This is a genomic window from Salinivibrio sp. SS3, assembly GCF_001722105.1.
Classification (GTDB): domain Bacteria; phylum Pseudomonadota; class Gammaproteobacteria; order Enterobacterales; family Vibrionaceae; genus Salinivibrio; species Salinivibrio kushneri.
The window spans coordinates 65,177-90,090 of the sequence record NZ_MEBQ01000043.1; the positions used below are offsets into that span (position 1 = coordinate 65,177).

General features: G+C 49.5%; 24 protein-coding genes. 6 read left to right on the forward strand and 18 right to left on the reverse strand.

All coding sequences use genetic code 11. The annotated features are described in order from the left end of the window. The first annotated feature begins 233 nt into the window (after positions 1 to 233). The 3 genes from BGL48_RS12145 (at position 234) to BGL48_RS12155 (ending at position 2,755) form a co-directional block, all read left to right on the forward strand. Positions 234 to 497, forward strand: a complete 264-nt coding sequence (locus tag BGL48_RS12145; protein WP_051503382.1) for a helix-turn-helix domain-containing protein — start codon at positions 234 to 236, stop codon at positions 495 to 497. 12 nt (positions 498 to 509) lie between these two features. Beyond that, a complete protein-coding gene (locus BGL48_RS12150; RefSeq protein WP_069362883.1) occupies positions 510 to 1,757 on the forward strand; it encodes a type II toxin-antitoxin system HipA family toxin in 1,248 nt (415 codons plus the stop codon). Positions 1,758 to 1,855: 98 nt separating this feature from the next. Further along, the gene (locus BGL48_RS12155; protein WP_069362884.1) at positions 1,856 to 2,755 is read left to right on the forward strand and encodes a LysR family transcriptional regulator; all 900 of its coding nucleotides are present in this window, start codon (positions 1,856 to 1,858) and stop codon (positions 2,753 to 2,755) included. Positions 2,756 to 3,220: 465 nt separating this feature from the next. Here BGL48_RS12155 and BGL48_RS12160 read toward each other — a convergent pair whose 3' ends face one another. The 14 genes from BGL48_RS12160 to folM form a co-directional block, all read right to left on the reverse strand. Next, complete coding sequence (locus BGL48_RS12160; protein WP_069362885.1) at positions 3,221 to 3,658, reverse strand: NUDIX hydrolase; 438 nt, start codon at positions 3,656 to 3,658, stop codon at positions 3,221 to 3,223. An 86-nt stretch (positions 3,659 to 3,744) separates the two neighbouring features. Beyond that, positions 3,745 to 5,328 (reverse strand): hypothetical protein, encoded by a 1,584-nt coding sequence (locus tag BGL48_RS12165; RefSeq protein WP_069362886.1) that lies wholly within the window; start codon positions 5,326 to 5,328, stop codon positions 3,745 to 3,747. 959 nt (positions 5,329 to 6,287) lie between these two features. Continuing rightward, the gene (locus tag BGL48_RS12170) at positions 6,288 to 6,587 is read right to left on the reverse strand and encodes a type II toxin-antitoxin system RelE/ParE family toxin (protein ID WP_069362887.1); all 300 of its coding nucleotides are present in this window, start codon (positions 6,585 to 6,587) and stop codon (positions 6,288 to 6,290) included. Then, entirely contained in the window at positions 6,584 to 6,826 is a 243-nt protein-coding gene (locus BGL48_RS12175) for a type II toxin-antitoxin system ParD family antitoxin (RefSeq protein WP_069362888.1), read from the reverse strand. Before BGL48_RS12175 ends, BGL48_RS12170 begins: the two co-directional genes overlap by 4 nt. Positions 6,827 to 6,984: 158 nt before the next feature. Then, positions 6,985 to 7,866 (reverse strand): metal ABC transporter permease, encoded by an 882-nt coding sequence (locus tag BGL48_RS12180; RefSeq protein ID WP_069362889.1) that lies wholly within the window; start codon positions 7,864 to 7,866, stop codon positions 6,985 to 6,987. Then, complete coding sequence (locus BGL48_RS12185; protein WP_069362890.1) at positions 7,863 to 8,708, reverse strand: metal ABC transporter permease; 846 nt, start codon at positions 8,706 to 8,708, stop codon at positions 7,863 to 7,865. The genes BGL48_RS12180 and BGL48_RS12185 overlap by 4 nt, the downstream gene beginning before the upstream one ends. Further along, entirely contained in the window at positions 8,705 to 9,586 is an 882-nt protein-coding gene (locus BGL48_RS12190; RefSeq protein ID WP_069362891.1) for an ATP-binding cassette domain-containing protein, read from the reverse strand. Before BGL48_RS12190 ends, BGL48_RS12185 begins: the two co-directional genes overlap by 4 nt. Further along, complete coding sequence (locus BGL48_RS12195; protein ID WP_069362892.1) at positions 9,573 to 10,475, reverse strand: metal ABC transporter substrate-binding protein; 903 nt, start codon at positions 10,473 to 10,475, stop codon at positions 9,573 to 9,575. The genes BGL48_RS12190 and BGL48_RS12195 overlap by 14 nt, the downstream gene beginning before the upstream one ends. Positions 10,476 to 10,666: 191 nt before the next feature. Then, positions 10,667 to 11,374: an HAD family hydrolase gene (locus tag BGL48_RS12200; RefSeq protein ID WP_176719669.1), complete on the reverse strand. Its 708-nt coding sequence runs from the start codon at positions 11,372 to 11,374 to the stop codon at positions 10,667 to 10,669. A 37-nt stretch (positions 11,375 to 11,411) separates the two neighbouring features. Continuing rightward, positions 11,412 to 12,185 (reverse strand): transporter substrate-binding domain-containing protein, encoded by a 774-nt coding sequence (locus BGL48_RS12205; protein ID WP_083238594.1) that lies wholly within the window; start codon positions 12,183 to 12,185, stop codon positions 11,412 to 11,414. 145 nt (positions 12,186 to 12,330) lie between these two features. Further along, positions 12,331 to 12,900: a YceI family protein gene (locus tag BGL48_RS12210; protein ID WP_069362894.1), complete on the reverse strand. Its 570-nt coding sequence runs from the start codon at positions 12,898 to 12,900 to the stop codon at positions 12,331 to 12,333. Beyond that, complete coding sequence (locus BGL48_RS12215) at positions 12,897 to 13,436, reverse strand: cytochrome b (protein ID WP_069362895.1); 540 nt, start codon at positions 13,434 to 13,436, stop codon at positions 12,897 to 12,899. Before BGL48_RS12215 ends, BGL48_RS12210 begins: the two co-directional genes overlap by 4 nt. 111 nt (positions 13,437 to 13,547) lie before the next feature. Continuing rightward, positions 13,548 to 13,913 (reverse strand): dihydroneopterin triphosphate 2'-epimerase, encoded by a 366-nt coding sequence (folX, locus tag BGL48_RS12220; RefSeq protein ID WP_069362896.1) that lies wholly within the window; start codon positions 13,911 to 13,913, stop codon positions 13,548 to 13,550. Positions 13,914 to 13,934: 21 nt separating this feature from the next. After that, complete coding sequence (gene folM, locus BGL48_RS12225) at positions 13,935 to 14,633, reverse strand: dihydromonapterin reductase (protein ID WP_069362897.1); 699 nt, start codon at positions 14,631 to 14,633, stop codon at positions 13,935 to 13,937. Positions 14,634 to 14,826: 193 nt separating this feature from the next. Between folM and BGL48_RS12230 the strand changes: the two genes are divergently transcribed. Then, positions 14,827 to 15,423 (forward strand): DNA-3-methyladenine glycosylase I, encoded by a 597-nt coding sequence (locus BGL48_RS12230; protein WP_069362898.1) that lies wholly within the window; start codon positions 14,827 to 14,829, stop codon positions 15,421 to 15,423. Here the strand turns inward: BGL48_RS12230 and BGL48_RS12235 are convergent. From BGL48_RS12235 to BGL48_RS12245, 3 genes are all read right to left on the reverse strand, one after another. Further along, entirely contained in the window at positions 15,414 to 15,896 is a 483-nt protein-coding gene (locus BGL48_RS12235) for a C40 family peptidase (protein ID WP_069362899.1), read from the reverse strand. The two genes, BGL48_RS12230 and BGL48_RS12235, sit on opposite strands and share 10 nt — an antisense overlap. After that, positions 15,893 to 17,122 (reverse strand): GGDEF domain-containing protein, encoded by a 1,230-nt coding sequence (locus BGL48_RS12240; protein WP_069362900.1) that lies wholly within the window; start codon positions 17,120 to 17,122, stop codon positions 15,893 to 15,895. The genes BGL48_RS12235 and BGL48_RS12240 overlap by 4 nt, the downstream gene beginning before the upstream one ends. Positions 17,123 to 17,337: 215 nt before the next feature. Then, a complete protein-coding gene (locus BGL48_RS12245; RefSeq protein WP_069362901.1) occupies positions 17,338 to 19,320 on the reverse strand; it encodes an exoribonuclease II in 1,983 nt (660 codons plus the stop codon). A 351-nt stretch (positions 19,321 to 19,671) separates the two neighbouring features. On the opposite strand from BGL48_RS12245, the gene BGL48_RS12250 reads away from it, so the two are divergent. Beyond that, positions 19,672 to 21,474 carry a DEAD/DEAH box helicase gene (locus BGL48_RS12250; protein WP_069362902.1) on the forward strand — a complete coding sequence of 601 codons (1,803 nt, stop codon included), beginning with the start codon at positions 19,672 to 19,674 and terminating at the stop codon, positions 21,472 to 21,474. 235 nt (positions 21,475 to 21,709) lie between these two features. Further along, on the forward strand, positions 21,710 to 23,170 hold the full coding sequence (locus BGL48_RS12255; protein WP_069362903.1) for a TrkH family potassium uptake protein: 1,461 nt from the start codon (positions 21,710 to 21,712) through the stop codon (positions 23,168 to 23,170). On the opposite strand, the gene BGL48_RS12260 is transcribed toward BGL48_RS12255, so the two are convergent. Continuing rightward, a complete protein-coding gene (locus BGL48_RS12260; protein WP_069362904.1) occupies positions 23,171 to 24,838 on the reverse strand; it encodes a pyridoxal phosphate-dependent decarboxylase family protein in 1,668 nt (555 codons plus the stop codon). Positions 24,839 to 24,914 lie beyond the last annotated feature (76 nt).

A 24,914-nucleotide genomic window follows, 5' to 3' on the forward strand; every position in this document is an offset into this window, starting at 1 on the left:
ATATTTTCATATATTTTCATATATTTTCATAAAAATAATTTATAGTTTCATTTTATGGGAAGTCCGTCATGTTGGCCTCGGCAAAATCGAGTCCTAGCGGATTGTCTTTGATTTCATTGTGATATGAAACTATAATTTCATAAATTTAATATTTATCGAGTTTTAGTATCATTATGATGAAGTATGATAAGGAAGCGCCGCCCAAGCGTGGCGCCACTGTGTTCCCGCGGCAGATGAAAATATTGCATCAATTGGGTGAAAACATCTTATTGGCGATGAAACGTCGAGGGATCAGTCAAGATAGAATGCATCAGCGCACAGGGATCTCGAAACCAACGCTACGAAAAATTACAAAAGGCGATCCGACAGTGTCGTTAGGCCATTATGTTAATGTGCTCGCCGTACTCGGTTTATTAGACGATCTGGGTAAAGTCGCGCTCGATGATGAGCTTGGTAGGAAGCTGCAAGATATCGAGTTGTTAAAAACGAGACGATAGGGCATCAAACGAATGGAAATCTTTGTCTACGCTGATTGGATTGAAACTGAGCCGCCCTTGTTTATTGGGACATTGAGAGCATCGCGAATCCGTGGTAAAGAGCATTTCAGCTTTTGCTATGACAAGACCTGGCTTAAATCTAAGTATGCTTCTCAAATCGACCCTTGCCTTCATTTATATAGTGGCGAGCAGCACGCTGAAGATGACAAAAACTTCAAGGTATTCTTGGATTCTTGCCCTGATCGATGGGGACGCTTGCTGATGCAACGTCGAGAGGCTGTTATAGCCCGCATTGAGGGACGTAGAGCGAACACATTATACGAAACCGACTATCTCCTCGGTGTTCATGACTCTTTTAGAATGGGCGCTTTAAGGTTTTGCACCGAGCATGGTGGCAATTTTCTTGACGACAATGACGATCTGGCGGCTCCAGCTATGACTTCACTCGCGGAGCTAGAATGTGCAGCGCAAGGCATCGAGGACAAACCCGACTTTGATAATCCTGACTACCTCAAGTGGTTAAATATGCTTATCTCGCCAGGCTCATCGTTGGGCGGAGCTAGGCCGAAAGCTTCTGTAAGAGATATCGATGGTACTTTATGGCTGGCAAAGTTTCCAAGTCGGTATGACGATTATGATATTGGCCTGTGGGAATACTTGGTGTACCAAATGGCCTTGGACTCTGGGATCAATATGGCTGAATGTAAAGTGCAGGCCATTGGTTCAGACCACCATATTTTCCTGACTAAGCGATTTGATCGTACCGATGACGGCAGGAGACTGCAATTTACGTCAGCAATGACACAGCTTGAATATTTCGATGGCAATGATGATGGAGCGAGCTACTTAGAGTTAGCGGAATTTCTTATCCAGAACGGCTCTAATACGCGGGCGGACTTGGCACAGCTTTGGAGGCGTATGCTGTTTAATATCATGGTTGCCAATAGTGACGATCACCTACGTAATCATGGCTTTATTTTTGACACGACAGGTTGGCGACTGTCACCCGCCTACGACATCAATTCAACACAACATGCCCACGGTCTGCACTTAAATATTGACGACAAAGATAACGCTTTAGATATTGACCTAGCGTTTGAGGTGGCAGAGTACTTTCAACTCGATGTGAAAACAGCTGACAAGATTTATCATCAAGTCGCCCAAGCCGTGTCGAAATGGGAGCGCTTGGCAAAAGAAGCAGGTATCAAACGCGGTGAGCGAGACTTAATGAGAGACTGCTTCATGCTGCCAAAGGTGTAACCAAGTGACGCATGGTAATAAGTGCCAGTTCCTCTGCTTTTTTCGCCATCAACTATGCCACAATGGCATGGTTAACGACTAGCTTTTAAGGGCCGTTTATGGATATTCGTGCGTTGCGCTATTTTATTGCCTTGGTGGAACAGCAGAGCTTTACTGCCGCATCGGCGTCGTTGCATGTGACGCAACCGACGATCAGTAAAATGGTGCGTAACCTTGAGCAAGATGTGGGTCAGCCGTTGTTGCACCGAGAGGGAAGGCGGTTTTGGTTAACCGATGCTGGTGAGGTGGTGTATCAGCGTGCGCAGAGCATTATTGCTGAGTTCGAGCAGCTAAATACCGAGCTGGACGATCTTAACCAACTGGCGCGCGGCCAGCTTAGATTGGGGATGCCACCGATGATAGGGCCGCTGTATGCCAATGTATTGCGTGAATACCGCCAACGCTACCCGAATGTGGCGCTCAGTATTGTTGAATACGGGGGGCGGCGCACCGAACAAGCGCTTATCAATGGCGAGATTGATGTGGCAATCACCATGCTCACCGACACCCAGCCTGAGTGCTTGCAAAGCTTACCCTTACAAACTCACCCCATTTATGCGGTGCTGCCTAACCAAGCCGCGTGGCGAGCGCAAAAAAGCCTGACATGGCAGGCAGTCAAAGACGAGCCGTTTTATCTGTATAGCGCTGAATTTACTCTAAGCGATCGGATTATTGCCCGTTGTGAAGAGTATGGTTATCAGCCGACCATTGCCGCGCGCAGCAGTCAGTGGGATTTTTTAGCCGCCTTGGTGAAAAGTGGTGCAGGGGTAGCGTTTTTACCCGCGCCCTTATGCCAGCGCCTTAGTGCCAGCTTGGAAGACAGTGAGTTATTGCTGGTGAAACCGATAAGCCCAGCAATTGAATGGCAACTGGGGTTAGTCTGGCACGGTGAGCGCTATGTCTCACGCACCGCCGAGGCTTGGATGCAGTTGTGCCAGTCGACAGAGGTGCATCGATAGACTCAGTGCTTTGAGCTACAACGCCTTGTAGTGCGCAATATGGTGGTGATCTTAAATTCGATGCATAGAGACGGCGTGATGTGGGATGAAAAAACTCGCTAAAAGTTAATGATTGAGGACATAGTTGATTGTTATACAACGCAATTCACACTAAATTGCCAGCTGCACACTTGAATTACATTATCTTATCCCTAACACTGCACACATTAGTTGGGCTGTTCTGTTTATCATTTGTCATTCCTTGCAAGCCAAGCACTAAATGATCTAGTATTCGTTGTAGAATAACATTGTTGAACAGAACATACGGCCTTTGGCGACTCCTCCCACCATACGGGATGTGACGACCCAGAGGCTTTTTCGTTTTATGAGGCTAAGATGTCCCGTCGTACTGTTGCAACTCTTAAATTATGTGCGTACTAAATTTTTACATACAATCTCAGCATGTCTTTGTGTTGAATGCCATTTTCAAAGATTGCTATTAAGCCTTTGATTAAGCTCCCATAAAGCTATCCTGTTTGAATCATATTTCAAAAGATCGCTAGCCTCTTGAAAGTCGCACCAATGAAGTTTTATATGCTCATTTGATAGTTGAGGCTCAGTAGACACCCGAACCGAAAAAGAATATTCAGGCACAACAAACTGATGATTAGTCCAATTCTCATGACCAGCATAGTATACTCTTGGGAGCATACACATTGAGTCTAATTGCTGCCAATCACAGCCAGTTAAACTAGTTTCTTCTTGAAGCTCACGTTTTGCTGCCTCGAGAATGGATTCACTATTTTCACCGCCACCTGAAATAGCTTGCCATACACCATTATCACTTCGTTTTCCGATTAAGTAACGAGGTTTTTCATTGAGTATTTTATACGGAAATACTAATACTTGAAATGGTGCTCTCATTGATCTTTTCTCTAATCGCATAACGCCGGCGTAACGGGCCGATTTGTGGAGCGGCAGCGGAACGAAACGGTCCCGTTGACGCACTGTTAACTTTTTTCTCGGTTTTCCATAAATTCATCTACTTTGAGAATAGCTCTACGTATTGCACGATAATCATCGGGAGGGACCTCAATGTATTCATTTTGTGAATTGTCTTCTAAAGGCAATAGAACTTGAGGAGCTTTTGAGGTATTTAACAGGTTCACGTAACAACCATAGTCAAGTTTGTAAACATCGTATCTTACGCCGGGTTGATCATGAGATGATATTCCTCTTTTGAGAATATGCAAAACGCGAGAATCATACAGTGATTCAATGACTTCGCTATCATCGTCTGTTCTCAGCAAAAATGCCCGTGCTTTACGCTCGCCAATAACCTGATCAATTATCCAGTGCAAAAGGTCCCTTGCTATCTCATTGGAGCTTACAGCCTTCTCTTTATCCCGTTGATACCAATTATTCGCCGCAGTGCGTATATCACTTACAGAGATTGCGTTGTCTACTGCTTTTTGAGCAGCGAGGGAAATAATATTGATCCCATCTCTCGGTACACCCTCGCATGCCCGAACAAACTCCTCTGCAGCGCGCTTTTCGGTGAAAATTTTCCCCATTAGTTTTCTACTTTCTTTTGGAATAGAAGACCCTATTCCAATTTCATGAGCTGCCGCAACAATGTGTTGAGAAAGGAGTTCTTGGAAGAAAATTTGAGATCTGTGAGAATCGTTATCAAAGACCATAAAGTCGTCTAAATTAACATCCGCAGAGGCATCAGCCCCCGTCTCTATACCTGTATAGTCGCCACTTTCCTTGTGGAACATAAAATAAGAGCGATGTTCAATCGCTGCAATCTTGACTGTTACACCTTGAGTCGGAAATAAAGACCTTCTCAACAAATCCGCCAAGTATGGCTGTAAATCAAGAGGAATGCTGCTCCACTCGTCTAGCAAAATCCAAAGCTGCTTTCCATTCAGACACGATATTATTTCTCTAAACGCAGAACTAGTTGCACCAAAATTTACATAAAGTTTTTCTTTGCCGATTCTATTTATTTTTTCTTGCCCACTTTCATTTTCTGATTCTCCACTATAAGCCCCAAGTTTTGTGGAAGGCGCCGTTTTTAAAGCTAGATCAAATCTAGTTTCCGAGTTTTGGCTTCGGGAATGTGATACAGTCTTACTAGTTTCTACGTCACCGACAACTTTTACTTCAGTGATTGCGTCGGCTAATCGATCTAACGCTGGCCCACTACGAGAAAGATCTAACTCTTCCGAACGGTCTACAAAGAACTCATATAATGATGAATGTATTGAAAGCAATGTATCAACAAGGAGTCTTGTAGCTCGTTCCGGCAAAGGAACTGTTGCGTCAGCATATATCCCTGCGCTGGAGCCGATGTTCCTGAGGTCTGTGACAACTACAGCGTCACCTTCTTTCTCTCTAGTATCTGCCAAATAATTCAATACGTGCGTTTTTCCAGTACCTCGCCTCCCATAGAGAATCTGATGATCTATTCCACTAAGGAGAGAAAACAAGGGCCCAACATCCACGAAGGTTTGGATGAGCTTTGGCCTCGCCGATGATTCTGCTCGTTTTGGTAGCCGTAAAATTGCTTTATTTATTGCAGAAGTCATTTATTCCTCTCTCATAAGTTAACGCCTTGCTTAACGGCAGCCGAAGCGAAGTGTAGGCTATCCGGTGGAGACCATGCTTTTTGCGGCCGGAACGAATTACAGCAACTGGTTACCTGTTTGCTGGAAAAAACATTGGGGGCGGTGTCTCGCCCCCTTTGCCCACTACCTAAACCAGCAAGGTGATAGCTATGCGAATAGCCCACTTAACTAGCTCAGGGTGTATTCTGACTGTCAATTCAATCGTCATGAATAGTCCTCAAGAGCAGATCCAACGTATAGATGAGGAACGGTAATTAGCCGCTCTCAGCACCATGACGAACCAAGACGCCTTGCTTGGTCGGTGGATGATAGATGCCACCTAATCAGAGCCACTTTTGCCTACTTTTATACTTGAAGAGTCAGAAATTCGCCTTTCTCTGCTTACATGTAACATTGTATTAGTATGCACGCGAGATTTCCCAAAACTGGTACACGCACTCTTTTTCATCTACTAACTGAAATATCTACAGTCTATCGCCTCTCATACATATCGCTTTTCCGCGAAAGCGCGCATGCCGGCTATCTCTACTCAGGTATTCGCACTATTCCCACGCGTTAAGCTGTAACCGCATGACTTATCGACGCTTTTAATCATCCACTCTGCGAAAGTGTGCATCTGTCACGGATAAACGCGCACGTTTTTCCACGCTACCACCAGTCAGTTGTCGGCACCTAACACGCCATTGAGTTGGTAGATTTGGGATTAGTCTATCAAGGGCTGTTTGGGTTTTCGTGCGCTATTGTCCAAAGTGTTAGGTAAGCCATGTTTGTGAGGTGGGTACAAGAAGTTGGTTAGAACACAAGGAGAGTCGGGTTGGTGGGGCGGTGCGCGATTAGAACGAGGGCTCCGTTTCGCGCACTGCTGAGGTTGGGGTGTTGCTGTGTCCGTCGATAGAGAACGTATAAGTGACTACGGTGGACTAAACACCCAGTGCTGGATTCACATCCATGCTTTTATGCAGGATTCGAACGACTTTAATGTGATGATTACCCTTGGGTTGGTAAAAAACAATATGGCTGCCAAGAGGAAATTTACGATATCCTGATCGGATGTCATCACATGGTTTCCCCATGTCTGGGTTTTCAGCTAATAACCAAAAGGTGTCATCGAACTGTTTTACATATAGATTGCGCTGTCCCTTTCCCCAGCGACTCTGGGTAAACAACGCGATATTCCTCAAGTCCGTTTTGGCGGCGATAGTCAGCGTAAATGGCTTCATTGCGCGTCTTCGGCATCGACTTCTTGGATAAAGCTATCAATGTCATACTCAGCATCGCCACTCTGTTCGCCCTCTACGAGAAGTTGACGCAGTGTATGCAGTTTCGTCTCTTGGTTTTCGAGTAAACGCAGTGCGGCGCGAACGACTTCACTTGTCGAGCTGTAACGCCCCGTTTCGATTTGGCTAGCGATAAAGCCATCGAAGTGTTCACCTAGGGTAATACTTGTATTCTTTGCCATGGTTAGAACTCGTTGATACCAATATATACCTAATTATGGTATTTGGCGTGCGTGAAGGCAAGATGACGGCCATGGGCGATAAAACCTATGCGACGAGCAATGTGCGCGAGCTCTGTCTCGCGCACTGCTGAGGATGCGGTTGTGTCCGTCGATGCCGATTAGTGCGATTGCGCTGAATGGGTGGTGGCAGAGCGCGTTGATTTTGTTGCTTGCTGCGTCGGCTGCGGGCGTTGTTGGTTGCGGTGGATTTGATATTGCTGCCATGCAAAGGTCACTACAAAGCAGCCGGTGAGTAGCAATACAATAGTCGGGCCGGGGGCGCTGTCGAGATAAAACGATAAGGTCACGCCGCCCACGGCGGTGACTAAAGCGATCGCACAGGCAATCCATAACATACGGCTAAATTGCTTGCTGAGCATAAAGGCGGTGACGCCCGGTGCAATTAACATCGCCACCACTAAGATGATCCCCACGGCATGTAACCCCGCGACAATGGTGGCAATCATCACCGAGAGCAGGAGCCAGTGAAGCTTTTGTACGGGGAGCCCGAGCACGCTGGCTTGTGCGGGGTCGAACGATAGCAGCATTAAATCTCGCCCTTTAAGCAACACCAGCGCAAGCACGACTAAGCCGGTAATGGCGGCGGTGAGCAACTGTTGGTGGTTAATCCCCAACAGGTTGCCAAATAGAATATGATCAAGGTGCAAATCAGACGGGAATTGGCCTTGCAAAATCAGCCCCAGCGCGAAAAAGCCAGAAAACACAATCCCCAGTAAGGTGTCTTCTTTCACACGGCTATTTTGTTTGAGCCAATGCACACTGGTGGCGCATGCGGAGCCGGCGGCAAAGGCGCCGACAATCAGCGGCAGGCCAAATAAGTTTGCTAGTACCAATCCCGGCAGCACCGCGTGTGCCACGGCATCGCCAATCAGTGACCAGCCTTTTAACACCAAATAGCAAGAAAGCAGCGCACAAGGCAGCGCCACTAAGACGGCCATGAGCAAAGCATCTTGCATAAAAGTCAGTTGATACGGATTCATTGCAGTGCCTCCTGACGTTTGGCGCGCCGCGCGAGGATCCCGTGTTTGGGGCCAAACACAAAGGCGGCTAAGAAGAGTCCCACTTGGGCCAGCACAATCAGTGCGCCGGCGTTAAGGTTGGCGAAATAGCTGATATACACCCCAAATAGCGAGGTGAGTGTGCCGATGACACCGCTCAGCACCAACACGGGCCCGAAGCGATCGCTCAATAAATAGGCGGTGGCGCCGGGGGCGATCACTAAGCAAATCACCAAAAAGGCACCGACACTTTTAAGTGCCGCCATGGTGCAAGCACTGAGCAGCGCAAAAAACAGCACCTTGAGCCCCACCGCAGGTAAACCAATGCAGCGGGCGTGACTTTCATCAAAAAAGGTCAGCATAAAATCACGCCATTTCACCGCCAGTACGGTGAAGCTGACCAAGGCAATGATCAGCATTTGCGCTGCATCGAGTGGGGCAATGGCGAGCAAGTTGCCCAGCATAATTTGTTGAATATCGACCGCGACGGGCGAAATCGAGACTAAAAAGAGCCCGAAGGCGAAAAAGCTCGAGAAAATTAAACCGATGATCGCATCTTGTTTGATGTGGCTGCGTTGATGCAAAAACAGCATCACGCTCGCGGCCATGCCGCCGGCAGCAAAGGCACCGAGCGAAAAGGGCAAGCCCAGCATATAAGCGCCGGCAACGCCCGGTACAATCGCATGGGAGAGGGCATCGCCCATCAGCGACCAGCCTTTGAGCATCAAAAAGGCTGAGAGCAAGCCGCACACGCCGCCAATCAAGGTGGTGACCAGCAATGCCTTTTGCATGTATTGATAGGCGAGGGGGTCGAGTAAGCTCATTCGCGCCGCTCCTGCGCGCTTTGTTCGCGCTTGCCATATACCACCAAAGGTCGTTCATCGTCGGAAATGACCGACAGTTCGCGCGGATCGGCATCTTGATGGAGCTGATCGCTGGGCATCACATACTGGCGCAGTTTGCCGCCAAAAATGGCACTCAGGTTCTCGGTGGTAAACACATGCTCGGTGTGTCCGCCTGCCACCACTGCGCGATTGACCAACACGGTACGATCGCAAAAGTCGGGCACAGTGCCAAGGTTATGAGTGGCAATTAAAATGGTTTTGCCTTCGTCTTTGAGCTCGAGCAGCAAACGCATAATGGACTCTTCACTGGTAACATCTACGCCAGTAAAAGGCTCATCCAGTAAAATCAGCGGGCTGTGCTGAGCCAGAGCACGGGCGAGAAAAACGCGCTTTTTCTGTCCGCCGGACAGTTCACCAATTTGGCGCTGGCGAAAGGCTGTCATACCAACGCGGGCTAAGGCTTCATCCACCGCTTGATGATCCGCCGCTTTGGGGCGACGCATAAATGACATCTTGCCGTAGCGGCCCATCATCACCACGTCTTCCACTAACACCGGGAACGACCAATCGATTTCTTCCGATTGAGGCACATAAGCGACCAAGCCTGCTTTTTGCGCTTGCTTTATGGGGGTGCCGTTAACCGCAATGCTGCCACTGCCGGGATTCACAAACCCCATGATCGCTTTAAATAAGGTGGATTTGCCGCTGCCATTGGCACCCACCAAGGCAGTGATGGTTTGCGCGGGCAGCGAGAAGCTGGCGTGTTCAAGGGCACATAAGCCGTTTCGATAGACGACACGTACCTCGTTGACATCTAACACACTGGGCGTGCCGTCGGTTAAATCATAGTGCGTCATGGCGCAACCCCGCTAACACGGTTTCTGTGGTAACTGTCAGTAAGGATAGATAGTCAGGCACGGGTCCGTCAGCGGTGCTGAGCGAATCGACATATAAAATGCCGCCATAGTGTGCGTCGGTTTCCGTGGCGACTTGTTTGGCGGGCGCATCAGACACGGTGCTTTCAGAGAAGACAGCACGCACTTGGTGTTCTCGCACGGTATCAATCAGCGCACGAACTTGTTGCGGTGTGCCCTGGCGCTCGGCGTTAATCGGCCATAAATAGGCTTCGTTGAGGTTTAAATCACGTGCCAGATAAGAAAAAGCGCCTTCGCTGCTTACCAGCCAACGCTGTGATTCGGGGACTGCGGATAAGGCATCTTGCGCACGCGCGAACACGGCTTGAATTTGTGCCTTGTAGGCTTTGGCATTGGCTTGATATTGCGTTTGATTGGCAGGATCGTACTTAATCAGGGCTTGCTCGATGTTATCAACGTATCGCATTGCATCAGAGGGCGACATCCACGCGTGGGGGTTGGGTTTGCCACGATACGGGCCCGAGGCAATCACAATTGGCTCCACTCCCTCAGATAAGATCACATTCGGTACCTTGTCGATGTGCTGGAAAAAACGTTCGAACCAGCGCTCTAGGCCTAACCCGTTCCACATCACCACATCCGCACCTTGTGCACGCAGAATATCCCCCGGGGTGGGTTGGTAATTGTGGATCTCAGCGCCGGGTTTAGTGAGCGATACCACCTCGGCATGCTCGCCCGCCACGTTGGCGGCCATATCAGCGAGAATGGTAAAGCTGGTCACCACTTTTAACTTGTCCGCGTGTTTTGATTGGTCGGCGTGCGCCATCGGAGAGAGCAAGAGCGCGACGATAATGATGATGTTCTTCTTCATAAGCCTTTATCTCTTTTACTATGCGTGTGACTACGGCGTGAGGTCGCCAGCCGATCATACATTAAAGATAACGGTTATGATAATCATTCTCAAGTGAGTGTTAATAAAAAAGGCGCGGATAGCGCCCATTCATTGCGGCAATCAATCATTGCCACCGCCCATATGGGGTTGCTGACAGTGAGCATGCACACTCAATCACGAATGGTATCGTGCCTGGCCCACTCCATTATAGTCCAATCTTTTTCTTGCGCATGCAGGCTTAAGTGTGGGTCGGGGTTGACTGCAAATGCGTTATCAACTTGCTCAAGCAAGGGGACATCCCAGTGCGAGTCACTGTAGCCGTAGGTATGGCCGACAGTGTCATGGCGGTCAGATAGCCATGCCTGCATATAGTCATGCTTACCACGAAAATCGCGCACACAATGAGAAATGGAGCCGGTGTACACCCCATTTATGGTTTCCAGCTCAATCGCAATCACGGTATCGAGTTTGAGTAGTTCGCCAATCGGTCTTGCCAGGTGTGCGGCGGTATTAGACACCAGCACACAGTGGTCACCACGGTTACGGTGCCATTCAATCCGCTCTAATGCTTGGGGCACCACGACTGGCGCGACCTGTCTATCGATAAAATCAGTGACCCAGCTCTCGACTGTTTGGGTCGATTGCCCCTTCACTGGCGTGAGCTGAACGTGCATATATTGCTCAAGATTAATCCGCGCTTTTTTGAAATCGAGATAAGCTTGCCGTTCTTGTTCAACCACATTGTGTGGGGCGAGATCGCGCTGGCGAAGATACTCAAGCCACGCTTGCTTGGTGTCAGTGGCGATAAGGGTTTCGTCGAGATCGAAAAATGCGATGTTGATAGGTGCCGTCATAGCTACTTGCTGATTGTTTTTCATGCCGTCCATCCTAGCCAACAACTATGACGATTGGGTTTCACTCTGCAGTGGTATCGTCTGGTAAGATCAGCCGGTATTTTTTCTTCAAATCGTCAAATGTGCCATTTTGTTTGATTATTTCTAATCCGCGATTAAAGGCTTGGATGTATTTGCTGGCGTTGGGGTTGGCTTTGGCGGCAGTGACATGGATGTGCTTTTTTATCATCGGCGTGGGTGAAAAGTGAAAATCATCAGCGTCGAGGTTTAACGGTTTGAGCTCTTGTAGCATCACAAAGCGATTGCCAATCGCAATATCAATACGATCGGCGGCGAGCATTTGTAAGCTCGATCTTAGCGAGGTGGTTTCCACTCGCTGAAAATATTCTGCGTCTAAAAACCATTGATCATAGCCATAGTCACGTATACTGGCGATCCGTTTTCCCGTGAGGCTTTTAGGGCCGCTATAATCAAAAATTGTATCTTTTCGCATCATAATATCGATATTGGTTGCGAAATAGGGATCACTGTAAACGAGATATTCACTGCGTGCGTCGGTGTACCAGGTGGTGGTAATTAAGTCGATGCGTGCGTTTCTGACTTCGTGTAAGCCGCGCGCCCAAGGGAAGAGTAGAAATTCGATATCGTAGCCTTGCGTATGGAGTGCCGCGGTGACAACTTCAACAGAAAAGCCGGGTCTTGCATTATCGCGGGTGACGTAAGGTGGCCAGGCGTCGTTCACTGCGGTAATGATTTTCATCTTGCCATACGCAGAGAGAGTGAAGATACAGAGAGCAAAAACGAGGAAAAAACGCTTAAAAAAGGGGGGCCTCATAGACAGTCATCCTTATCGAACAATGGATATCATCGCCAGACCAAGGCGTCGCTTTTCATGAGTATAGTGAATGTTTTAGTGGTCGATAAAAAACACCCCAGCAGATGCCGGGGCGTTTGTATTCGGATGGTGAGAGACTCGCCGCTTATTGACGGATACCTTCGACGTGAAGCTCCATATCAACATAGGTGGCAGGGCCCATGGTAGGAATCCCGAAGTCTTCTAGCTCCAGGCGGGTGTTACCCATAAAGCCTGCTCGGTAGTTGCCCCAAGGATCCTCACCGTGACCAACCAGCTCTGCGTCGATTTCAATCGGCTTGGTTTGACCATGCAAGGTGAGATCGCCTGCAATGGTCATTGAGCCGTCGCCGTTGTCGGTGACCTTGGTGCTTTCAAAAGATGCTTGGCCATACTCGCCCACATCCAAGAAGTCACCGCTACGAATGTGCTTATCACGTTCGGCGTGGTTAGAATCGACACTGGTGGTATCAATCGTCACCGACACGCTCGATGCGCCAATATTGTCTGGGTCGAATTCAAACTGGCCGTCAAACGTATTAAAACGACCTTTGGTAAAGCTGTAACCCAGGTGTGGCACTTTGAAGTTGACCGAGGCGTGTGCGCCCTTGGTGTCAATCATATAAGTGTCTGCCAGTGCAGGCCCAGATAAGAGTGTCGCGGCGCTCATTCCCATGGCTAACATGAGTTTTTTCATTTCGAGTTTCCTCCGATCATCTTCCGTAACGTGTTGTCTTTATCAATAAAGTGGTGTTTAAGTGCCATGAGTGCATGGCCAGCGGCCAACACAATCAAGGTAATGGCAACGTAATAATGTACATCCCCAGCAATGTCTGACTGATTGGGGAAAAGCTCACCGGCGCTTGGCACGGTAAACCAGGTGAATACATCGATGCCTCGTCCGTCTGATGTTGAGATCAGATAGCCGGAGACAAATAAAATAGCGAGCAACAAATAAATAGTATGATGCCCAGCCGTTGCCGCTTTACGCTCCCACACTTTGCCCTCGACCGTCGGCATGGTATGAGTGGCTTTCCACACCAATCTAACCAGCGTGGTGAGCGCAAGTAACAACCCGATTGATTTATGCCAATGCGGCGCCGTCTGGTACCAACTACTGTAATAACTGAGATCGACCATCCAGAGACCAACAGCGAAAAGGCCGATAATCACAATCGTTGATAGCCAGTGTAGCGTACGCATCACCAGATCGTAGCCCGTTTTCGTTGTCATCGTTGCTGCTCCTATTCACTATGCCAACACAGTATATAGGGTGAATGATAATTCAGAACCGTTTTCCCTTGAACAAGATGTTCGAATAATTCTAACGAACTCTTTGCTGGGTTACGACTCTTCGGCGGTCCAGCTTAAACTGAGTGAAACAGAATCGGCGAACCGGAGTGCGTGGGGTTTATCAATGGTGACTTGCGCATAGCGCACCCAATGGTGATCACGCGCAATGTCTAGTACGCCGGCGACAAGCTTCTCCAGCAATAAAAAACGACCATTTTCGACATAATCGATGATCGCTTTGGTGATCACTTTATAGTTGAGCGCATCATCCACGTTGTCTTCTTCACAGGCTTTGTGGCCGGGATAGTGGATCTCAACATTGATCACTACATCTTGCTTTTTCTCTTGCTCGTCAGGATTAAAACCAATGTAAGTACGCAGGCGCAGGTTGGTTACTTTAATAACAGCGTCGTTCATAATCTTTCCCTGGTCACAAAATTAAATGAGATGGCGTCCGCCATCCAACTTGATAGACTGGCCAGTCATATGCTGACTGGCGAGAATAAATTCGCAGGCGTTCACGACTTCCTGTTCACCCGGTACGGTGCCCAAAATCGATTTACGGCGAGCTTTGTCACGATAGGCGTCATCATCTCCCTCGTTAAACATGATCAACGCAGGTGAAATGCTGTTTACCTTGATATGTGGCGCTAGCTTTTGGGCGAACGAAAGTGTGAGATTTTCTAACGCGGCTTTGCTAGTCGCGTAGGCAGTATGTTTTGCGCTGCCCTTTTGTGCGACATAGTCGGTAAGGTGAATAATATCGCCCTGCTGCATCCAGCGCGACACAGCCATGTCTATGAGATAAGGCGTTTTGGCATGAATTTGCATCATGTTATCGAATAACGTGGCAATATCTTGGCTTTGCGTTTCGCTATCCCACGACGATGCGTTGTGTATCACGGTATCGAAGGTCGGATGCATCGCATCGAGCGACGTGATAAATGCGTAAACGCCCTCATCAGAGGAAAAGTCCGCTTGGAGGCAGTGTGCGCCGCGCGCCCGTAAGTCAGCCACTTGAGGCCGCTCGGTGCGATAAGATAGAGTCACTTGGTGGCCTTGATGAAGAAAGTGGCAGGCCAGTGCATAGCCGATACGCTGCCCGGCGCCGGTGATCAAGAAATGCTTTTTTGTCACGGGGTTTCCTTTCTGTTTATGAGTGTCATCAACAACACGGAGCAACGGGTTTATTACGTTTCAAAAACTTATCGCGATCAAAGATAGCGTGATCTTCCGAGAAACGATAGCCTTTACATGGTTAAGTCGCTGATTTCTTGCCACAAGCAACAAAACGTTGGCGTAAATTTGTATAACAAGGGTGAGGTCAAAGATGGACATTTGCCAATGGGCACAACAAAGCGAGGCTGAGCGTGCGTACCACGATAGCGAGTGGGGCGTGCCAACGTTTGATGATCAAGCGATCTTTGAGTTTATTTGTTTAGAGGGCGCACAAGCAGGACTGAGTTGGCGTCTCATCCTACAAAAGCGTGCGGCTTATCGTGCCGCGTTCTCCGATTTCGACTTCTATCAACTCGCTAACGTGGCCGAGCCGAATATCGCGGCGATCATGGCCAACCACGAGATTGTCCGCAATCGCTTGAAAGTGGCCTCTGTGTTTACCAATGCTAAGGCGGCGGTGACGCTGGTGGAAGAGTATGGATCCTTAGCGAAGGCACTGTGGCAGTTTACCGGCGGTGTACCGATTGTGAATCAGCACCAATCGGATGCCGATGTGGCGACCGCGACCGACGAGTCCCACGCCATGAGCCGCTTTTTGAAAAAGCGCGGGTTTAAATTTGTAGGCGAGACGATTTGCTATTCGCTGATGCAAGCACTTGGTATGGTCAATGATCATGTCGTCACGTGCCCGCGCTATCAACCCTGTTGCGAACTGGCTGACTCGGCAAAAACCTCGCCTCAGAAATAACGGCGGAATTGCCAGAAGCGCGCTTGCCAATAGGGATTATCCAATCGTGACACTGTCACGCCTTTTGATGCGGACGCATGCATAAACCGCTGTCCACCCAGAAATATGCCGACATGACGAAGGCCAGGGCGAATATGAAAAAACACCAGATCGCCTTGGCGTGCAGATTGATAGTCAATGGCATAGCCGGTTTTTGCTTGGCCGTGGGTGGTGCGCGGTAGTGGCGTAGCGAGCGCGTCTTGATAGACGCGTTGCGTATACGCTGAGCAATCGATACCTTGGCGTGAGGTGCCTCCCCACCGATAAGGTGTGCCTTGCCACTGACGATAAAGCTGAGTGAGTACCTGGTCTAGCGCCTGATCGCGAATCGTTTTGTCCGAACTAGGCATATCAGATGTTGTTGCCGCGTCACGCTGCGTCGCACAGCCTGCCAGAAAAACGGTAAAAACAAATATCACTAACCAATGTTTCATACACTGCCCTTAATGCAGTTACGCCCGGCCTCTTTGGCTTTGTACAAGGCTTTATCTGCCAACTGTAATACCTCGTCGGGGGTGTCGGCTTGCGAGGCATCAGCATAGCCAATGCTGACAGTTATATTGACCGGTTTGTTTTGGCTTGCATGTCCGCGCTTTTGCCGGCCTTGTTTGTCATCATGGGGACGAGACGCATCACGTAGAACCAAGGGGTAATTGGCGATATCCTCACGCAGGGCGTCAAGAAACGGTAGGCAGTGTTCGGTGGTTTTTCCTTTAAACAGCAACGTAAATTCTTCGCCGCCGTAACGAAAGGCACTGGCGCCTCCTTCACAATGTGCCATATGTTTGGCGACGAGCTTAAGGACATCATCGCCTGTTTCGTGACCGTATTTATCGTTAAATTTTTTAAAGTGGTCAACGTCGAGCATCGCGAGGGTATATTGGCGGCCCAGATGCTTGAGCTCGTCTTCAAGTGCGCGACGCCCCGCAATTTCGGTAAGCCCATCAATAAAGGCCAGTTGGTGGCTGAGCGATACCTGGTTGGCAATCAATAACACGCCCGCCAACGAAAATATCAGCGAAGAAATGAAAGGCACGTTAAAAAATACGAGGGTTGTGACACCGCATAACACGCTGACAAAAGCAGCATGATCCTCAATGCTATTTTTGCGCAACAGTCGAATGATACTGACACAGACCAAAATAGAAAGCAGCACGATCAGCAGCAGTGGCATGGGGCTGACTGACGTTACTCTGACTAATACCGGGTGTTGATGGAGAGAGATAGACAGCTCACCGAATTGCTGCACGAGAAGCGCACACCAGCCGATTTCCATACCAATGGCGAGGAAAAAGAACAGGCCAAATCGAGAGGTGAGTTTTTGATCGCGCACGATGATCATATACAGCAAGTTAATCGGTAGCGCGACCGTGAGCAGCAAGTACTCCATATAGGTCGTGCCATGATTGAGTGGCGATTGCAGCCGTGTGAGGATCACTGTGTATCCCACTAATAAGATCACCACCATCATACCGACGCGGGCGCTTTTGAATAAGTGGCTTAAAAGGAGCGCGGTGAATAACAGAAAATACGGCGCTGCGTAAATTAAGTTGTAATAGGGAGCTAGCGAGGCAATCAAGGGTTGATAGCTCGCGGCAAGCAGCAGCAGTAAAACAATGGGCGTCCCCATACGGACCACGGATGAACGCAAAAATCCCATGAAACCTCTTATTGGGTTGAGGTAACACCATTAACGTACCACGGATAGCTGCTTAGGGAGTGGCCTGACGCTGAGAATGTGATAACTGTAATGGTCTAGCGAGTCAGTTTATTTTAATGATTAGACTATCATTTTGGGGGCAAAAAGAAAGCCAAGCGATGCTTGGCTTTCTGCGGACATTTTGCACGACGGGCGTGGTTAGAGTGAGAACAGGTCTATTCGCTCTGTGACGCCTCAGGCAGGGTAAATACTTGGGTCGGTTTGGCCACAATCGAGCGTGTTGTCTCTTTAATATCGGCAATTACCACTTCTAGGCTATCACCGAGCTTGAACTCAACGTTACCGTCGATAGTCACTGTGCCCGTCTCTTTATCACAAGCGATACGCGTTTTGTTATCCATAATCAACGACGATGGAATAAAGGCAGGCGCGCCATTTTCCAGCAAGCGTACACGCATTCCGGCTCGGTTGATGTCAAAAATCTCCGCGGTGTAGCGGGTTTGCGCTTCAACTTCTGGCTTGAGCAAGCGGGTATAGAGCCAATCAGCGACATCGCGCTCGGCCATCCGGTGATGCTTACGATGACCGGCAAGCTCTTCACCCACGGTATCGGCCGGGGCATTGGCCTCTGTTTCGCCGCGAATAATCGCTTTGAGCAAACGGTGGTTGATCATATCGCCGTATTTACGAATAGGTGATGTCCACGTGGCGTAGACATCTAGGCCCATCGCGTAGTGTGGTGCTGGCTCATGACCAATTTCGCTGTAGGCTTGGAAACGGCGCAAGCGATTATCGAGATAGGTGGTATCTAGGCTGTTTAACCAGCGACGGAGTGCGCTGAAGCCTTCGACGGTGGCTAGGCTTTCGCTGTCCGCCTCGCCGTCGTGCGCTTTCACCAGCTCGACCACATCGTCGAGCTTTTCACTGTTAAAGCCGGCGTGTGTGTTAAAGATACCAAACCCGAATGCGTCACGAAGCTTGCGGCCTGCGCAGATGTTGGCGCTGATCATCGACTCTTCCACGATCCGATTGGCAATGCGGCGCTGATCGGTGTGGATGGCAATCACATCGTTGTCTTCGCTGAGCTCAAAGCGATAATCAGGACGGTCGGGGAAGGTCACCGCATGCGTCTCACGCCACTCAATGCGAGCAAGTGCAAACTGGTGAAGCTGATGAATTTGGTCGGCGATGGCCGGTGTTTCTGGTTGCCATGCAGCCTGTTCGCCTTGTTCGATATAGTCAGATACCTTGTCGTAGGCCAGCTGGCCATGTGACTGAATCCAAGCCGAGAAGAACTCTGCGTCATCGGCAATGGTACCATCGGCAGCGATATTGAAGGTACAGCAAAGCGCCGGGCGCTTTTCGTTGGCTCGCAGTGAACATAAGTCATCACTCAGATCACGCGGCAGCATTGGTATATTGCGCCCAGGCAAGTAAATCGTGAACCCGCGGTCACGCGCGACTTTATCAAGCGCCTCATCGGCATCAATGTATGCCGTTGGATCAGCAATGGCCACTGTCATGGTAAAGCCATCTTGTGAGTTAGCTTTGACGTACAGGGCGTCATCCATGTCTTTGGTGGATTCACTGTCGATGGTCACAAACGGTAAATCAGTCAGGTCGCGACGTTCGAGTCCTTGCTCCAGCAGTGGCCACTCATCTTTTGGTGCCGGCTCTTGGTTGGGCAAGTTATGTTTTGCCAGCGTGACCCACCAAGGCGCAATTTTATCGTCCGCATCAGTGATTTTTTCACTGACCTGGCACATAAAGTTGTCATCGCCTTTCAGTGGATGGCGGATGAGGGACGCGACGACCCAGTCACCTTCTTTCAAGTTGTCTTGCGACAAGCCACGCTGCGTTTTTGCGCGCAGGGCGTCTTTCATTTGCGGGTGATCGGGGACCACGTTGAGACGATTACGGATCCACTGCACACGGCCAATAAAGCGATCTAAGCTGGCTTCTACCAGCGTATCCGGCTCAGCCACTTCGCGGTCTTTCTCGGTGCGAACAAAGGCTTCAACACGGTCACCGTGGAGCACTTTCTTCATATAAGGAGGCGGAATGAAAAGGCTGGTCTTGTCATCAACTTCGAGGAAGCCGAAGCCTTTTTCGGTGGCTTTTACCTGGCCTTCTTTTTTCGGCAAGGTTTCTTGGATTTGTTGCTTTAGCTGTGCTAGCAGGGGATTGTCTTGAAACATAACTCGGGTCTCGATAAACGGATCGCCACACTATACGGATTCACTGTTTCAAAACCAACCCGTGACACTAAAATCCTGTGACTCGATTTAAACGTATGGAAAGTGCGGAGAATTACCGTGACCTTTGTTGCCTCTATGTACAAATTGCTATAAACCTGCTCACATGCCGCAAATTTTGTGAACTTGTTCAACTTTTTCTGGCTTTTTTAGTGTAAATAGCGCAGAATGCACATCCTTAATGACCGAGGCCCATGGCGCTGGTGACTGACACTGTATGACAGACAGTGTTGCATGGTTGAGCAGAACGCTTGAGGGGCCCCGTTTCGCTACACTCTATAGATTGGGATCCCAATGCAAGAATCTGTAACCAAATTTCGCCAGTTAGATCTGGCCGACACCCTTTTGTCTGCGCTTGACTCAATGGGCTTTGAAACCCCCACACCTATCCAAGCCGCTTCTATCCCTGTACTCCTCGAAGGCCGTGATGCGCTCGGTAAAGCACAAACCGGTACGGGTAAAACCGCTGCATTCTCGCTGCCGCTGTTGAACAAAGTCGACTTAACCCAGCGTAAGCCACAAGCTATCGTTATGGCACCAACGCGTGAGCTTGCCATCCAAGTCGCGGCGGAAATGAAGACGCTGGCACAAAACATCAAAGGCTTAAAAGTCCTTGAGATTTACGGCGGTGCGTCCATTGTTGACCAAATGAAAGCGCTGAAAAGCGGCGCGCACATCGTGGTCGGTACGCCAGGACGTGTGAAAGACTTGATCAACCGCGATCGCTTGAAACTCGACGAAGTGCATACCTTTATCCTCGACGAAGCGGATGAAATGCTCAAGATGGGCTTTGTGGACGATGTTACCTGGATCATGGAGCAAGCGCCGGAGAGTGCTCAGCGCATTCTGTTCTCGGCAACCATGCCGCCTATCGTTAAACAAATCGTTGATCGCTTCTTGCGTGAGCCGGCGCGTATCGACGTCGCGGGTAGCAACCGTACGGTTGAGAAGGTTGAGCAACAGTTCTGGGTGGTTAAAGGTGTTGAAAAAGACGAAGCGATGAGCCGTCTGCTAGAAACGCAAGACACTGATGCATCTATCGTATTTGTGCGCACCCGCCAAGACACCGAGCGTCTTGCTGACTGGTTGTCAGCGCGTGGCTTCAAAGCGGCGGCACTGCACGGGGATATCCCACAGTCACTGCGTGAGCGCACGGTTGATCACTTAAAGCGTGGCGTGATTGATATTTTGGTCGCGACTGACGTCGTGGCACGTGGCCTTGATGTACCGCGCATCACTCACGTATTTAACTATGATATTCCGTTTGATGCGGAGTCTTACATTCACCGTATTGGTCGTACTGGCCGTGCTGGCCGCGCGGGTAAAGCGATTCTGTTGGTGCGTCCGAACCAAATGCGCATGCTGCGCACGGTTGAGCGTGTCACGCAGACCAAGATGGAAGAAATTCAGCTGCCAAACCGCGATAAAGTGGCGGAAGCACGTGTCGCTCAACTAGCCGGCGAGTTAGCTGAAAAGAAAGATGGCGATGCCATGGCACCTTTCGTTGAGCTGATTGAGCAACTGCAAAACGATATCGACGTGGATGCAACCACTTTGGCAGCGATGTTGCTACAACGCCAGCAAGGCAAGCGTCCATTGTTCTACAAGGGCCCAGACCCGATGATTGCGGCGATGGAGCGTGAGAAACAACGCCGCGAACGTCGTCGTGACGATCGTCAAAATGGCACTGACCGTCGTGACACCAACCCAGCTGATTGGGATACGTACCAATTGGACGTGGGTCGTGAGCAAGGTGTTCAGGTTAAAGATATCGTGGGCGCGATTGCTAATGAGCTTGGATTAAACAAGCAAAACATTGGCGCAATCAAGCTGGCCCCGGCACATACGTTTGTACAGCTGCCGAAAACCATGCCGAAAGACGTGTTTGCACAGTTGCAAAAACTGCGCATTCGCCAAAAAGAAACCAACGCACAGCGTGTTGAAGGTCAGATCATGCGCGAGCGTCGTGGTGGTGACCGCAATGGTGGCGGTCGTGGCCGTAATGAGCGTGGCCGTGGCGAACGTCGTTTCAACCGTGACCGCGGCAACGAGCGTCGTGGTGGCCCTGCGCGCGGCGAACGTCGTCAAGCACAGTAAAATTAGGAAGCCGGGCAGTGAAGCCCGGCTTTTTTGTAACGTGTCTGCGATGTAATGCCTTGTATGCAGGGTATTAACGACGTAGATATGAGGTCTTTAATCCACCATGACATTCAGGAATAAGACCGATATAGTTAAACGGTGAGGTGATAAGCGTCACGCCACTGTTTGTCGCTACGCGTGGTGGCGATGGATCGATAAACCACGAGCGTGTTAATGATGAGTTGCCTCTGTCATGATTAACTTTAAAAATACCCTGCGTCTGCTTGGCATGCCTATTTTATGGATGGGTGTTGTCCAATTTTTTTTTGGACTCTTATCGCTTTTTATTTTCCGCGATGGTGTCTCAACTGACTTCTTTTACCCTTCCTTGCTAATGATGATTTCATCATTGGCCATCTCGTGGCTTTTTCGGCAAAGCAAACTCAATCAGGTCACCTTTCGCGATGCGTTACTGTTTTCGACGCTGACCTGGATATTGGTGGGGTTGCTGGGTGGTATTCCGATAGAGTTGGTCACTGGGGTTAACTTTACTGATGCCACGTTTGAGTCGATCAGTGCCTTGAGTACGGCAGGGGCCACCATTTTAAGTGGCTTGGACAATATGCCTGCTTCGTTCTTGCTCTACCGCCAATTTTTGCAATGGATGGGGGGGCTTGGCGTGGTGATCTTCGTGGTCGCGGTATTGCCAATGCTCAACGTGGGTGGCATGCGGCTATTAAAAGCGGAAACGCCCGGGCCAATCAAAGACGAAAAACTCTCCCCCCGAATCTCAAAAACGGCGCACTATTTGTGGGGGGTATATGTGGTGATCACCCTTGTATGTGCGCTGGCCTATTACATGGCTGGCATGAGTGCATATGATGCGATTGCCCATAGCTTTTCTACTGTCTCAACCGGTGGGTTTTCTACCCACGATGCCAGCATGTGGTATTTTCAAAGCCACCTTATTTTAATGATTTCTAATGTGTTTATGCTGCTGGGCGCGATCAATTTTGGTTTGCATTTTCGTATTTTCCGTATCGGTTGGCGCGGTTTAAAACTGTATATCGATGATGAAGAGTCACGGGTATTTTTGATTGTGGTGGCGTGTCTCTCCCTAGTGCTGGGTTTTTACCTTTATGGTGAAGCTCGTTATGAATCGCTCTGGGTATCACTAAGCTTTGCGGCGTTCCATGTGGTCTCTTTTATTACCAGTACCGGGTTTGGGGCCGCGGATCTTAGCTCGTGGCCAGCGGCAACCGCCTTATTTTTGGTGTTTTGTGCCTATCTTGGCGGCTGCTCGGGGTCGACTGCCGGCGGCAACAAAATGATCCGTGATATTGTCACTTTTAAAATCATTCGTCGTCAATTACACCAACTGGTACACCCCTCGGCCGTGATCCCGATTCGTTATCAAGACAAGGTGGTCTCGAACGATGTGACTCAAGCGGTGATGGCATTTATGTCGCTGGCAGCGCTGACTACCGGTGTGTTTACCCTATTAATGATGATGACCGGGCTCGATTTTTGGTCGGCATTTACTGCCGTGGTCGCTTGTATCAATGTGCTTGGGCCAGGTTTTGGTGAAGTAGGCAGTAACTTCCAGCCAGTGACAGATACGGGCATTTGGATCCTAAATATTGCCATGATCCTAGGGCGTTTGGAGTATTTCACCGTATTGGCGCTGTTTATGCCGCACTTTTGGCGTTGGTAACTAGACCAACTGTTCTGTGTATTCGGTGCATATCGAAGCGACAAACTCATCAATATGTGTGTAACGCGTGTACGGATTTAAAAAAACGGCTTTCTCACCGGGAATAAACAGGCATTGACCGTTGGGGTCAAACTCTGTGTGTGCAATGGACTCGACCCAATTGGTTTGTAGCTTTTTGCCTTGTCGGGCAAGAAAATGCTGACGGTGGAATAAGCTATGTTGGGTAATGCTGTCAATGCGCGCCCCGACTTGATGTAAGGTTTGTTCTTGTTGGAACATCGCATTCACATCCAGTGTCGGGGAGGGTTGATAGAGGCGAAACGCGACCGTCGGCCCCAAGTTATCACCAGCGACGACCTTGCAATGGGGGAGTGCGTCTAGGTGTGCTTTTAAATACTCGGCATTTTGCAAGCTATGCGCAATCATGGTTTGATAGCCGCGTTTACCCAGCATATTGAGGGCGCAATAACTGCCATAAGCCCCTGCGGCGCCACGCGAGCATTCTATTGTCGACTGTAGATGGGTTTGTTGTGTTTTGCTGCTTTCAAAATAAGAAAAGTAATGCGGATCTTGCTTGAGATGCTCCATGTCTGTGTGTTGTTTGAACATTACCAGGCTGGCGGTATAGGGCACGAACCCCCACTTTTGAAAGTCGATAGTGATGGAATCGGCAAAGCGTAGCCCGCGGATGCGTGGTATTAATGCTTGAAGTTTGTTCAATGTCGCAGCGTTGATCCCGATGGGGTTGGCGGCGAAATCATAATCATTGAACATCACTAATGGCCAGCCCACTGCCGCATCAACATGGATATGTGGTTTTACGGACGTGTCAAAGCGCTGACAGGCTTGCGTCGTGATTTGATACACGCGCTCAATGTCGTCAATCGCGAAGGTATCTGTGGTACCAAAGGTCAGCAAAATGGTAGGCACCGGTATCTTCTCGGCTAAACAATGGTTGAGCGAGTAGGCAAAATCGTCCAGATCAAGTCGGTTGTTGGCATCCACTTTAATACGCAATACCTGGTTGGGGATATCTATGCCCAGTAAACCGAGGTTAGTCATATTTGAATAGTGGCCGGCGAGTGAGTTAATCATGCGAAAATCTTGTCCTTGCAACCCCCGCTGGCCTGATAGCGGGAACTGCTTTCTCAGTCCCATCAAGTAACCGTACAAATTGCCGAACGTCCCGCCTTGGGTAACAATTCCTGTTGCTTGGTCAGGATCATAGCCAATCAAATTAGCGACTTGGCGCACGAGTGTTTTTTCTAGCTCCACAGACATTCCCGCGTATTCGCTATACACGAGATTGGGGTTCGCCATGGTAGCAAGGAGAGCCCCATGTATCGCCGGATCGCAGGGAGCGGTGATCACGTTTTCCACCGCACGAGGAGATGTCCAATCTTTGGAGTAGGTGGCGGCTTGCCGTGCCAGATGAGGCAGTATCGTGGCGCTAATGTCACTTTGTTCGGGAACATGCGTTTGTTGGCTCAATGGATTCGCCGTGTCGGCCACAACAGGATGCATGCCGCTCTCCAACCAATGAGCCAGCTCTGGCGTCCGATAGACGGGCCAGCGATCAGGGTCACGATCGAAAAAGTGTTGGCGAATGGTTTGGTATTGTTGGGCAAACGTCGTGGTTAACGCGTGTGTTGGAAAAGAACGAGACATAGGTACAACCCTCGCCAATAGGAAGCAGGCAGTCATGTACTGCCTAATCGGGTGAACGTCAGCCATAGTCGGCTTG